The sequence below is a fragment of the Streptomyces sp. NPDC091271 genome, from assembly GCF_044757505.1.
In the GTDB taxonomy this organism is placed as follows: Bacteria; Actinomycetota; Actinomycetes; order Streptomycetales; family Streptomycetaceae; genus Streptomyces.
Genome location: NZ_JBIVVD010000006.1, coordinates 578,692 through 590,128 on the forward strand (window position 1 = coordinate 578,692; position 11,437 = coordinate 590,128).

Here is an 11,437-nt window from a genome sequence, read left to right on the forward strand (position 1 = left end):
GCCGGTTAGTCTCGCCTCCATGCCACCGGCCAAGAAGCGCCCCCGCGCCTACGACATGTCCCGGACCAGGACCGCGGTCCTGGCCCAGTTCGCCCACGTGCAGGACACGGTCCGCACGCTAACGCCCGAGCAGTTGGCTCTGCCCGGGCTGGGGCAGTGGACGGTGCGGGAACTCGTGGCGCACATGACGATGGCGCTGGAGCGGGTCAGCCGGTCCATGGAACTGCCGGAGCCGGCCGGTGGGCCCAAGCCGGAGATCGCCCTGCTGGAGTGGCCCTTCTCCACCGCCGGGAACGCCGCGGGAATCGCCGACCACACCAGGGATCTCGCCGAGGCCCACCCCGACCTCGGCGCACTGTACGAGGAGTCGGCCGCCCGGTTCGCCGAGCTGGTGCCCGCCGGCGCCGGCGACAGGCTGGTGACGACCCGGGCGGGCACGATGCGGCTGGGTGACTTCCTGGTGACCCGCACCGTCGAACTCGTCGTCCACACCGACGATCTCCACCGGGCGACCGGCCTCGGCATCCCGCACGACCGGCAGGCGCTCGCCGCCTGCACCCGGCTGCTCGCCGACGCGCTCGCGGACAAGGCGCCCGGCGGCTCCGTCGAGGTGCGCGTCCCGCCCTTCGCCGTCGTCCAGTGCATCGGCGGCCCCAAGCACACCCGGGGCACGCCGCCCAACGTCGTGGAGACGGACCCGCTCACCTGGATCCGGCTGGCCACCGGACGTACGCAGTGGGGGGACGCGCTCGAAGCGGCGCAGGTCAGCGCCAGTGGAGAGAGGGCCGACCTCGCCCCGTTGCTTCCGCTGATGGGCTGAGACGGAACCGGATCGGCTGGTCGATCCGTCCCATGGCCATGCGCACACAACGTATGGCTGTCAGCGTCCTGGCCCTCCTCACCCTTGCCGCCTGCGGTACGGAGTCGGGCTCCGGAGCGGGTTCCGGAGACTCCGGGGACTCCGGAGACGGCAGCGGCACCGTACGGACCGGCCCATCCCTGACCGGTGTCCACTGGAACGTCTCCTCCCTGACCGTCGGCGGGAAGAAGACCACCGCTCCCGCGGGTGCCCACGTCGAGATCGGCCCCGACGGTAACGCCACCGGCAATCTGGGCTGCAACCGCTTCACCGCCGAGGTCCAGGTCGAGGGCGACAAGGTGACCGTCGGGCCGGGCACGACCACGGAAATGGGGTGCGAGGAGGATGTCCAGCAGTTCGAGAAGGCGATGGGCCGTGCCTTCAGCGGCGAGCTCAAGGCCGCGGTCGCGGACCGGAGCGGGGGGAAGGCCCTGACCCTGACCACCGCTCACGGCGACTCCATCGCCCTGAGCTCCGAGCCGCCGGCCCCGCTCGCCGGCACCACCTGGAAGGTCACCGGACTCGTGTCCGGCGGTGTCGCCACCTCCCTGCCCGCCGGTACGGAGAAGAAGGCGCATCTCACCTTCGGCAAGGACGGCTCGGTGGAGGGGAAGCTCGGCTGCAACTCCTTCCACGGCAAGGCGGCGGTCTCCGGCTCCACCCTCACCTTCGGCCCGCTCGCCTCCACCCGGATGATGTGCGCGGACCCGGAGATGAAGCTGGAGCGCGCGCTGCAGGGTGTGCTGGAGGGGCGGACGACGTACGAGATCGATCACCGCTCCCTGTCGATCAAGGGCAAGGGCGGCAAGGGACTCGACGCCGCCGCCCCGGCGGCCGAGGGCTGACCGGCCGGGGCTCGTCCGCCCGGAAGGGATTCCTCAGGAACCGGTCGGATACGGGAGCAGGCCGGAGTCCGTCCTCTCCCACGACGCCCGCAGCGCGGCCAGCCGCTCCGGCTCGGCCACCGCACGGTCGGCCTGTTCGCGCTGGTCGTCGGCCAGGTTGAACAGCTGGTCGGTCCCGCTCTGCCCCCGGTAGTACTTCCAGTCGCCGCGCCGCAGGGCTCGCTCACCGCGCACCCGCCAGAACAGGTCGCGCTCCTTCGGTGTCTCGCCGCGCAGCAGATATCCCGCGAGGCTGACGCCGTCCAGCGGGTGGGCGGGGTCCGGCCGCGCCCCGCCGAGCTCCAGCAGGGTCGCCGTCCAGTCGGGCGAGAACACCGGGAGATCGCTGACCTGGTGACCGTCGATCCGGGCGGGCCAGCGCAGCACGGAGGGGACGCGGATGCCGCCCTCCTGGAGGGAGCTCTTGTTGCCGGACAGCGGCCAGTTGTAGGAGAACCGCTCGCCCCCGTTGTCGCTGGCGAAGAAGACCAGGGTGTCCTCCTCCTGCCCCGACCGCTTCAGCGCCTTCAGCACCTCGCCGACGGAGCGGTCCAGGTCCTCGACCATCTCGGTGTACTTCTCGACCGAGCCTCCGTCGGCGTTCCAGAGGGCGCTTCCGTCACCGGCCTTGATCCGGCGGACGATCTCAGCTGAGGCCTCCGTGTCGCCGTCGGCGATCCACGGCCAGTGCGGGGTGGTGAAGTTCAGGTTGAGGAGCCACGGCTTGTCGTGGTCACGCTGCACGTACTCGCTCGCGCGCTCCGTGAGGACCCGGGTGTAGTAGCGCAGGTCCTTGTACTCGGCGTCGCCCTCGTACAGGTCGTACTCGCCGCCCAGCCCGAGCTTGGAGTAGTACTCCAGAGCTCCGCCGAAGTTGCCGAAGAACTCGTCCCAGCCCGACCTGGTGGGGCTGTAATCCGGCAGGTATCCGCAGTGCCACTTGCCGATCAGCGCGGTCGAGTAGCCGGCGCCGCGCAGCAGGGAGGCCAGCGTCGGGTGGGTGGGCTCCAGCCCCGCGGACCTGTCGGCGATGGGCTCCGCGAGCCCGCCCTTCGTACGCCCCGGGTAGCGCCCCGTGTAGAGGCTGAACCGGGTGGGTGAGCAGGTGGCGGAGCCGGAGTAGGCGTCCGTGAACCGCACGCCCTGCCGCCCGAGCCTGTCCAGGTTGGGGGTGCGGATGTGCGGAGCACCGTACGAGGAGAGGTCCGCCCAGCCGAGGTCGTCGCCGAGGATGAACAGGATGTTGGGACGGCGCGAGTGCTTGCCGCGGGCGGCGCGGAACGGCCGCTCCCGCGCCACACCGTCGGACGCGGTCCCGGAAGCGGCGGCCGCCGGGGCGGCGGCCTGTATCCCGACGGCGGCGGTCGCGGCGGTCGCGCCCACTGCGGTGGTGAAGGCGCGTCGGCTCAGAGGTGAGCCGGAACGCTCATCCGAACCTGCATTCGAATTGCGAGAGGTCATGAGGGCTCCAGGGCGGGCCCCGCGCGCCGGTGGGGGGAGGGCGGAGCGCGAGGGGGCGGGTGTGGTGATCCGTCGAAAAGGGAGCGCGGGCGGGCGTACCCGGGCATGACGGGGCAGTGCGGGAGATGAGCGGAAATGCGTGCACGCGTGCCGGAGTTCGGGGCGCAAGCCCTACGGGGTACCGAGGTGCGGCAGGTTCAGACGCAGCGACAGATGGCGCTCGCGACACGTCCCAGATCGACGTGGCGGCGCTCCACGAGCGTGACCGAGTGATCACCGAGGGGCTGCATGGAGAAGGAGCCTGCCCAACGGGCCATGAGCCTGTCAACGGTGGTCTCGCACTCCGGACAGCTGTCCCATGCGCCGCCGCACGCGATCCGTGGGCCCTCGGCCGGGCTCGCGCGGTGTGAGGCTCGCCACGAAACGAGCGTTCGGCCACCGTCTGCTCCACAGGGCGCCCCGGCTCACCGAGCGCCACGACGGAGGTGGCGGCGGCGGGCGACGGCCGAGGAGTCCGACTCGTCGGTAACAGCCGTCCATCCCGGGCGTCGGCGGCTTCACGGCACTCCGGGGCCTGGGCGGAGGCGGAGCGCCGACGCGGTCGCGCTCACCCGGCGTGATCATGCGGTGCCTGCTCGGGCGCCCGTGGAAAGGTCCCCATCGCCCCGCCCGTGGCACGGGCCGGACGGCCACCCAATTCGGACCGGTGGTCGATCTCGCCTACACTCGGTGGCGTGCCTCGTGGTGATGGACGACTCAACCACGACCTGCTCCCCGGAGAGAAAGGCCCCCAGGACGCTTGCGGCGTCTTCGGTGTCTGGGCTCCGGGCGAAGAGGTCGCCAAGCTCACCTATTTCGGACTGTATGCCCTGCAGCACCGTGGACAGGAGTCCGCGGGCATCGCAGTGAGCAACGGGTCCCAGATCCTGGTCTTCAAGGACATGGGACTGGTCTCGCAGGTCTTCGACGAAACGTCTCTGGGATCGCTCCAGGGCCATATCGCGGTCGGTCATGCCCGCTACTCCACCACCGGTGCCTCGGTGTGGGAGAACGCGCAGCCGACGTTCCGTGCCACCGCGCACGGCTCGATCGCCCTGGGTCACAACGGCAACCTGGTCAATACGGCCCAGCTCGCGGAGATGGTCGCCGACCTTCCCCGCAAGGACGGCCGCGCCACCCAGGTCGCCGCGACGAACGACACCGATCTGGTGACGGCGCTGCTCGCCGGCCAGAGAGATGACGACGACAAGCCGCTCACCATCGAGGAGGCCGCCGCAAAGGTGCTCCCCGAGGTCAAGGGCGCCTTCTCGCTCGTCTACATGGACGAGCACACGCTCTACGCGGCCCGCGACCCGCAGGGCATCCGCCCTCTGGTCCTCGGCCGGCTCGAGCGTGGCTGGGTGGTGGCCTCCGAGTCCGCCGCACTCGACATCTGCGGTGCCAGCTATGTGCGCGAGATCGAGCCGGGCGAGCTCGTCGCCATCGACGAGAACGGCCTCCGCAGCACCCGCTTCGCAGAAGCGAAGCCCAAGGGCTGCGTCTTCGAGTACGTCTACCTGGCCCGTCCCGACACCGACATCGCCGGGCGGAACGTCTACCTCTCCCGGGTGGAGATGGGCCGGAAGCTGGCGGCCGAGGCACCCGTCGAGGCCGATCTGGTCATAGCGACGCCGGAATCGGGAACCCCCGCGGCCATCGGCTACGCCGAGGCGAGCGGAATTCCGTTCGGGTCCGGTCTGGTCAAGAACGCCTACGTCGGCCGGACCTTCATCCAGCCTTCACAGACCATCCGCCAGTTGGGTATCAGGCTCAAGCTCAATCCCCTCAAGGAAGTCATCAAGGGAAAGCGTCTGGTGGTCGTCGACGACTCGATCGTCCGCGGCAACACCCAGCGCGCCCTGGTGAGGATGCTCCGCGAGGCGGGCGCCGCCGAGATCCACATCCGGATCTCCTCCCCGCCCGTGAAGTGGCCGTGCTTCTTCGGCATCGACTTCGCGACGCGCGCCGAGCTCATCGCCAACGGCATGTCCGTGGACGAGATCGCCACCTCCATGGGTGCCGACTCCCTCTCGTACATCTCGCTCGACGCGATGGTCGAGGCCACGACGATCGCCAAGCCGAATCTCTGCCGCGCCTGCTTCGACGGCGAATACCCGATGGAGCTTCCGGACCCGGAGCTGCTCGGCAAGCAGCTGCTGGAGACCGAGCTGGCGGCCGGTCCCGCCGCGACCGCTGCGTCCGACGCGCTGCGTCGTCCGTGACCCGGACCGACCGGCTGCCTCCCCACCAGCCCCGTATTCCCACACGAAAGATCCCGGGCAATGTCTGAGACAACAGGTGCTTCCTACGCTGCGGCGGGCGTCGACATCGAAGCCGGTGACCGCGCCGTCGAGCTGATGAAGGAGTGGGTGAAGAAGACGCAGCGCCCCGAGGTCGCGGGCCTCGGCGGCCTCGGCGGATTCGCCGGCCTCTTCGACGCCTCGGCGCTCAAGCGTTACGAGCGCCCGCTGCTCGCCTCCGCCACCGACGGCGTCGGCACGAAGGTCGACCTGGCCCGGCAGATGGGCGTGTACGACACCATCGGCCACGACCTCGTCGGCATGGTCGTCGACGACCTGGTGGTCTGCGGCGCCGAGCCGCTCTTCATGACCGACTACATCTGTGTCGGCAAGGTGCATCCCGAGCGTGTCGCGGCCATCGTGAAGGGCATCGCCGAAGGCTGTGTCCTGGCGGGCTGCGCACTGGTCGGCGGCGAGACGGCCGAGCACCCGGGCCTGCTGGGCCCCGACGACTTCGACGTCGCCGGCGCCGGGACGGGCGTGGTCGAGGCCGACAGGCTGCTGGGTCCTGACCGTATCCGTAAGGGTGACGCCGTGATCGCGATGGCGTCGTCCGGTCTTCACTCGAACGGGTACTCGCTCGTGCGCCACGTGGTCTTCGACCGCGCCGGCTGGGCCCTGGACCGCGAGGTCGAGGAGTTCGGCAGGACGCTCGGTGAGGAGCTCCTGGAGCCCACCAGGATCTACTCCCTGGACTGCCTGGCGCTGACCCGCACGACCGAGGTGCACGGCTTCAGCCACGTCACCGGGGGCGGCCTGGCCAACAACCTGGCCCGGGTGATCCCGGACGGGCTGCACGCCACGGTCGACCGGTCCACCTGGGCGCCGGGTGCCGTCTTCGACCTGGTCGGCAAGGCCGGGCAGGTCGAGCAGCTGGAGCTGGAGAAGACGCTCAACATGGGCGTCGGCATGATCGCGGTCGTCCCCGCCGACTCGGTGGACGCGGCGCTGACGACGCTGGCCGACCGGGGCGTCGACTCCTGGGTCGCCGGCGAGATCACCGAGCGCGGCGACCACGCCACGGGCGCCGAGCTGACTGGCAGCTACGCACGGTAGAACGCGCCGTCACCGCCGGTCCGGCACATCGACGGACCGGCGGGGCCCGGCGGGCCTGTCACGAGGAACTCCGCGCCTCCGTAGCGATGCGTACCGGGACAGCACAGAACCCGGTCCGGGCAGGCCCGGACCGGGTTGATGTGTCAGCGCGAGGTCAAGCGCCGCGGCGCTGTGACGACGGACCGGACTGCTCGTCCTCGTCCGCGTCCTCGTCGTCGTTGTACAGATCCGCGTACTGTGCGTACGGGTCATCTTCCTCGTCGTCGTCCTCGAACGGCTCGGCGTTCGGTGGCTGACTCGAAGGCGATGCGCCCAGCTCATTGGCCAGACGCGACAGGTCTGTCCCGCCGCTGCTGTACTTCAGCTGGCGGGCGACCTTGGTCTGCTTGGCCTTTGCCCGGCCGCGCCCCATGGCTCGACCCCCTCGGTGACGGGGCTCGACGGCCCCAGAGTCTTGACACGCGTTCATGTTTCAGGACGGACTCTCAGCAGAGAGACCGCGCCCGTGGCTTTAACGGTACCTGCTTCCTCGGCCATACGGTACGCCGCCCGCATCACGCACCTCGGTACAGGACCGCAGAGGAGCCCGTCCTCGCTGGTCAACCCCGATTTTAACCTCTTGTGGACGGCCGACCCGCCGACCGGAGTGAGTCTTGTCTCCCCGGGGCCCGGCCAACTGATCCCCCGTCCGTTCGGGGCTCCCGCCACCGGACCTTGCTCACTGTCCGGTGACGGGTGGACGACTCCGGGATGACGGGTCAGCGACGCCGGGCGTCCGCCATCCGCTGCTCGGCGATCCGGTCGGCCGCCGCGGCCGGCGGGATCCCGTCCGCCTTCGCACGCGCGAATATGGCCAGCGTGGTGTCGAAGATCTTCGTGGCTTTCGCCTTGCACCGGTCGAAGTCGAAACCGTGGAGCTCGTCGGCGACCTGGATCACGCCGCCGGCGTTCACCACGTAGTCCGGTGCGTACAGAACCGATCGGTCGGCAAGGTCCTTCTCGACGCCCGGGTGTGCGAGCTGGTTGTTGGCCGCGCCGCACACCACCTTGGCGGTGAGCACGGGAACGCTGTCGTCGTCGAGTGCGCCGCCGAGCGCGCACGGGGCGTAGATGTCGAGCCCCTCCGTGCGGATCAGCGCGGCCGTGTCCGCGGCCACGGCGACCTCGGGGTGCAGGTCGGTGATCCGGCGTACGGACTCCTCGCGCACATCGGTCACGACGACCTCGGCGCCGTCGCTCAGCAGGTGCTCGACCAGGTGGCGGCCGACCTTGCCGACGCCCGCGACACCGACCTTGCGGCCGCGCAGCGTGGGGTCGCCCCACAGATGCTGCGCGGAGGCCCGCATGCCCTGGAAGACGCCGAACGCGGTGAGGACGGAGGAGTCGCCCGCGCCACCGTTCTCGGGGGAGCGGCCGGTGGTCCAGCGGCACTCCCGGGCGACGACGTCCATGTCGGCGACGTACGTGCCCACATCACAGGCGGTCACGTAGCGCCCGCCGAGCGAGGCCACGAACCGTCCGTAGGCCAGGAGCAGTTCCTCGGACTTGACCCGGTCGGGGTCACCGATGATGACGGCCTTGCCGCCGCCGTGATCGAGACCGGCCATCGCGTTCTTGTACGACATGCCGCGCGACAGGTTCAGCGCGTCGGCGACGGCCTCGGCCTCGGAGGCGTACGGGTAGAAGCGGGTCCCGCCGAGGGCCGGGCCCAGGGCGGTGGAGTGGAGGGCGATGACGGCCTTGAGGCCGCTGGCACGGTCCTGGCAGATGACGACCTGTTCATGGCCCCCCTGGTCCGAGTGGAACAGGGTGTGCAGGACATCTGACGGGTCTGGCACGCCGGTCACATCGGTCACTGTGGTGACTCCCAAGTACGAAGCGGCGGAAGACCCTCCTGAAGGTGGGGAGGGCCCCGGACCGACCGCGACGGGACGGTCCGACTGGGCAAGAGCGTAAGTCCTCGTGACGCGTAGATCTGTTCCCGTGCCCGGGATCACCCCCCTGTGGAGTACCGGCGTGACACGATTTACCGCATGTCGGTGGTGTCTTCGGTGCTCATCCCTTACGCGTCCTACCTGCGGGTGTACGAACCGCTCGCCGCCTTCCGCGAACCCGAACGGGGCCACTGGACGCGTTACGCGCAGCGCTCCGAGCTCCCGACGGCCCAGGACGAACTGCGCCGCTCGCTCGCCGACTTGGTTCCCACCCCTCCGGTGGCCGTTCCGGTGCACGAGAGCGGGGACGCCTTCGTCGCGTTGGTCGACGGCGTGGTCTGCGTCTGTCCGTGGCGGACCCGGATGCGCGGCTGGATGGCAATGAGCGAACTGGGGGGTCTGTTTCCGGCCACAGTGCTGGACGCGGTGCTGCCCCCGGTGGTGCGGGGGCAGGCGGCGGCGGACTACGAGCGGTGGGCCGAACGGAATCCCGACGCACGCCCCTGGATCCGGACCACGGTGTGGCACGTCCCGGTGCGCTGGTTCGTGCTGTTCGACGACGAGGAGCGGGAGTACCTGACGGCGGGCGGGGCCGGGGACCGGCTGCTGCGGTACCGGACCCCGATGGTGCAGGCGCGCCGCCGGCTGGCGAGGGCGTTGCGGACGCTGCGGGAGACCGTGGACGAGGGGCCGCTGACCGAGGGGCTCGTGGAGGTCGGGCGGTGGCTGGAGGAGTTCCATCCGCGCGCGATGGTCGAGCTGGACTACGGCGGCCTGGTCCACGCGCTGAGCGGCGAGCAGCTCGCCGCGGACCGGTCGGCCGCGGACGTGGCCGAAGGCATCGCGGCGCTGCGCTCCGGGGACAGCGACGCGGCGGGTGTCGCGTACGGACGTCTCGCCGACCGCTGGCGAGCGGTGCGTGACCTACAATCCTCCAACTAGCCCGAAGCGGTGTGAATGGGATCGCACCGTCGCATAGAGGGGCTATCCGCAGGGAAGAGACATCCTGTGAGGTGTCCGACATCCGTCGGCACCGAGGGAGCCCGGCGGAGGTGAACGGAGATGTCCTGAGGGGAACTGACGGGCCGTGAACCGGCGCCCGGTGTGACGCGTGCGACAGGTGGGGCGGGAAACCGCCCGCCGGGTCCGGGACCTACGTCCCGAACCGGGCCTTTGCCTCAAGCGTGATGGATAGCACTAACGGGGCCCTTGCGCCCTTCCCTACTCCTCATGCCAAAATAGGACAAGGAGTCCGGGGAGGACTCTGTTCGCCCAACTATGGGCGGAGTGCTCAGCATTGCACGCTATGGGGGGTCTGACGACTTCTGACGACTCCTGGTTGTCCTGTGACTGATCGTTACTGGGGCGTGACTGTCCGCTATGGCATGGTCCATCGGCTTCCGTCGCTGATGAACACCTGGGAGGGCAATTCCATCGGTTTGGCCGACGTGGCTGGACGGATGGTGTAGTTGTAGTGCCGAAGACAAGCCGTTCGTCCTATAACCGACTCGGCCCGCGTCCGCCATTTCGGGCAACGCGGGTCAAGGTGCAGAATTTAGAGGAAAGAACCGAGATGGTTCGGTTCTCCCGAGGAGGCCGCTCATGACCGCTCGCACCCCTGATGCCGAGCCGCTGCTGACCCCGGCTGAGGTTGCCACGATGTTCCGCGTGGACCCGAAGACGGTCACCCGTTGGGCAAAGGCTGGCAAGCTCACGTCCATCCGCACGCTCGGTGGGCATCGCCGGTACCGCGAGGCAGAGGTCCGCGCACTGCTTGCGGGTATTCCGCAGCAGCGCAGCGAGGCCTGACACACCCCTGTCGCCGCAGCCACAACAGGGCGCTGAAGGGTCCCCCAACCCTCGGTGTCCCCACTCATAGCTCCACACGACGGGCGCCTGCCCCAACGGGTGCCATCCCGGCGAGATGCGGGTACGTCGTTCGATCGCGCTGGACTCCGCCGGGTCCAGCGCGATCTTTTTTGTGCCCGGAGCGGTGCGGGAGGGCTGCCCGGGAGGGCTCCCGACGGTGTGCGGAGAGTGCTCCAAGGGTGTCCGAACGGGCCGGCGGGGCGCCCGAACCTGCCGACGGGTCGGTTTGCGGGGCGTCCGTGTGCGACTCCGGTCGGGGCTGTTCGGGACTGTTCGCCCGGGTCCCGGGCGTCGTGGGGCAGCTCGGGTGGAACGGTCCGGGATGTACTTCCAGGGGAGTGCAATTGCACATATTAAATTCGCCAGTTGTAGGAAGTGCGTAAAGTACCCCCCGCGCAAAACTGATTCGGTGACTCCCGTCACACCTACGCGGTCTTGCCAACTACGAGCCTGCCACTGTGGAGGGGCGTCCGGCTGCGGCAGATGGTCATGTCGTGGGAGGACTTTCGTCCACAGGATGACGTGTGAGGGGGTCCGCGCCGGCCGTGTCGTCCTCCGCCGTCGACGCCCCGGCGGGGTTGCCCCGTGCGAGGGCGCCGACGGGGGCCTCCGGGGCGTGTGGCGGCTCGGTCGCGTTGTCGGTCTGCCGTGCCGTACGCGGCTCCTGTGGGGCCGTCAGCGGCTCCATGGCGAGCCGCAGCAGGCGGTGGCAGATCGGGCAGTGCCGGGTGAGGTGGCGGTAGCCGGATGCGGCCGCCAGATGGGCGCGCAGCAGTGCGCGGGTCTCGTGCCTTTCCGTGGGCGCAGACATGCGTGCGACCTCCCGGTGGACCCGCCCACCCCCGCGGCGAGGGAAAGAGGGGCGGACTCCGTCCTACGGAGTTACCCGCGGCGGGAGTCGGCGTCAAGACGCACGGAAGCCCGGATCCAGAGGATCCGGGCTTCCGTCTACTGCGGTCCTGACGGGATTTGAACCCGCGGCCTCCACCTTGACAGGGTGGCGAGCACTCCAAACTGCTCCACAGGACCAGGTTT

At 69.9% G+C, this 11,437-nt stretch carries 11 protein-coding genes and 1 tRNA gene; 6 read left to right on the plus strand and 6 right to left on the minus strand.

Features of this window, described 5'->3' with window-relative positions; genetic code table 11:
- Positions 1-19: 19 nt before the first annotated feature.
- Both ACIQM3_RS26755 and ACIQM3_RS26760 read left to right on the plus strand, forming a co-directional pair.
- A complete protein-coding gene (locus ACIQM3_RS26755) occupies positions 20-820 on the plus strand; it encodes a sterol carrier family protein (protein WP_401628240.1) in 801 nt (266 codons plus the stop codon).
- Between the two features lie 38 nt (positions 821-858).
- On the plus strand, positions 859-1,704 hold the full coding sequence (locus ACIQM3_RS26760) for an META domain-containing protein (protein ID WP_401628242.1): 846 nt from the start codon (positions 859-861) through the stop codon (positions 1,702-1,704).
- 33 nt (positions 1,705-1,737) lie between these two features.
- On the opposite strand, the gene ACIQM3_RS26765 is transcribed toward ACIQM3_RS26760, so the two are convergent.
- Together ACIQM3_RS26765 and ACIQM3_RS26770 are read right to left on the minus strand one after the other, a co-directional pair.
- Positions 1,738-3,204: a sulfatase-like hydrolase/transferase gene (locus ACIQM3_RS26765; protein WP_401628245.1), complete on the minus strand. Its 1,467-nt coding sequence runs from the start codon at positions 3,202-3,204 to the stop codon at positions 1,738-1,740.
- Between the two features lie 197 nt (positions 3,205-3,401).
- Entirely contained in the window at positions 3,402-3,521 is a 120-nt protein-coding gene (locus ACIQM3_RS26770) for a putative leader peptide (RefSeq protein ID WP_401628248.1), read from the minus strand.
- Positions 3,522-3,938: 417 nt separating this feature from the next.
- On the opposite strand from ACIQM3_RS26770, the gene purF reads away from it, so the two are divergent.
- Complete coding sequence (gene purF / locus ACIQM3_RS26775) at positions 3,939-5,465, plus strand: amidophosphoribosyltransferase (RefSeq protein WP_401523687.1); 1,527 nt, start codon at positions 3,939-3,941, stop codon at positions 5,463-5,465.
- A gap of 60 nt (positions 5,466-5,525) precedes the next feature.
- Complete coding sequence (gene purM / locus ACIQM3_RS26780; protein WP_401628251.1) at positions 5,526-6,599, plus strand: phosphoribosylformylglycinamidine cyclo-ligase; 1,074 nt, start codon at positions 5,526-5,528, stop codon at positions 6,597-6,599.
- Between the two features lie 154 nt (positions 6,600-6,753).
- On the opposite strand, the gene ACIQM3_RS26785 is transcribed toward purM, so the two are convergent.
- Positions 6,754-7,011: a DUF3073 domain-containing protein gene (locus ACIQM3_RS26785; protein ID WP_073750911.1), complete on the minus strand. Its 258-nt coding sequence runs from the start codon at positions 7,009-7,011 to the stop codon at positions 6,754-6,756.
- Positions 7,012-7,357: 346 nt separating this feature from the next.
- Positions 7,358-8,455 carry a Leu/Phe/Val dehydrogenase gene (locus ACIQM3_RS26790; protein WP_401628254.1) on the minus strand — a complete coding sequence of 366 codons (1,098 nt, stop codon included), beginning with the start codon at positions 8,453-8,455 and terminating at the stop codon, positions 7,358-7,360.
- Between the two features lie 177 nt (positions 8,456-8,632).
- Between ACIQM3_RS26790 and ACIQM3_RS26795 the strand changes: the two genes are divergently transcribed.
- Both ACIQM3_RS26795 and bldC read left to right on the plus strand, forming a co-directional pair.
- On the plus strand, positions 8,633-9,475 hold the full coding sequence (locus ACIQM3_RS26795; protein ID WP_401628257.1) for a hypothetical protein: 843 nt from the start codon (positions 8,633-8,635) through the stop codon (positions 9,473-9,475).
- Positions 9,476-10,135: 660 nt separating this feature from the next.
- Positions 10,136-10,342 carry a developmental transcriptional regulator BldC gene (gene bldC, locus ACIQM3_RS26800; protein ID WP_003949541.1) on the plus strand — a complete coding sequence of 69 codons (207 nt, stop codon included), beginning with the start codon at positions 10,136-10,138 and terminating at the stop codon, positions 10,340-10,342.
- A gap of 547 nt (positions 10,343-10,889) precedes the next feature.
- Here the strand turns inward: bldC and ACIQM3_RS26805 are convergent.
- Together ACIQM3_RS26805 and ACIQM3_RS26810 are read right to left on the minus strand one after the other, a co-directional pair.
- On the minus strand, positions 10,890-11,213 hold the full coding sequence (locus ACIQM3_RS26805; protein WP_401628259.1) for a DUF6274 family protein: 324 nt from the start codon (positions 11,211-11,213) through the stop codon (positions 10,890-10,892).
- Positions 11,214-11,356: 143 nt separating this feature from the next.
- Positions 11,357-11,431, minus strand: a tRNA-Asp gene (locus tag ACIQM3_RS26810).
- Between the last annotated feature and the right edge of the window lie 6 nt (positions 11,432-11,437).

Excerpts from the sequence above, each read along its gene's own strand:
- ACIQM3_RS26795 (WP_401628257.1), top strand. The coding sequence starts at position 8,633 with ATGTCGGTGGTGTCTTCGGTGCTCATCCCTTACGCGTCCTACCTGCGG.
- ACIQM3_RS26760 (WP_401628242.1), top strand. The coding sequence starts at position 859 with ATGCGCACACAACGTATGGCTGTCAGCGTCCTGGCCCTCCTCACCCTT.
- purM (WP_401628251.1), top strand. The coding sequence starts at position 5,526 with ATGTCTGAGACAACAGGTGCTTCCTACGCTGCGGCGGGCGTCGACATC.
- ACIQM3_RS26805 (WP_401628259.1), bottom strand. The coding sequence starts at position 11,213 with ATGTCTGCGCCCACGGAAAGGCACGAGACCCGCGCACTGCTGCGCGCC.
- ACIQM3_RS26785 (WP_073750911.1), bottom strand. The coding sequence starts at position 7,011 with ATGGGGCGCGGCCGGGCAAAGGCCAAGCAGACCAAGGTCGCCCGCCAG.
- ACIQM3_RS26755 (WP_401628240.1), top strand. The coding sequence starts at position 20 with ATGCCACCGGCCAAGAAGCGCCCCCGCGCCTACGACATGTCCCGGACC.
- bldC (WP_003949541.1), top strand. The coding sequence starts at position 10,136 with ATGACCGCTCGCACCCCTGATGCCGAGCCGCTGCTGACCCCGGCTGAG.
- ACIQM3_RS26765 (WP_401628245.1), bottom strand. The coding sequence starts at position 3,204 with ATGACCTCTCGCAATTCGAATGCAGGTTCGGATGAGCGTTCCGGCTCA.
- ACIQM3_RS26770 (WP_401628248.1), bottom strand. The coding sequence starts at position 3,521 with ATGGCCCGTTGGGCAGGCTCCTTCTCCATGCAGCCCCTCGGTGATCAC.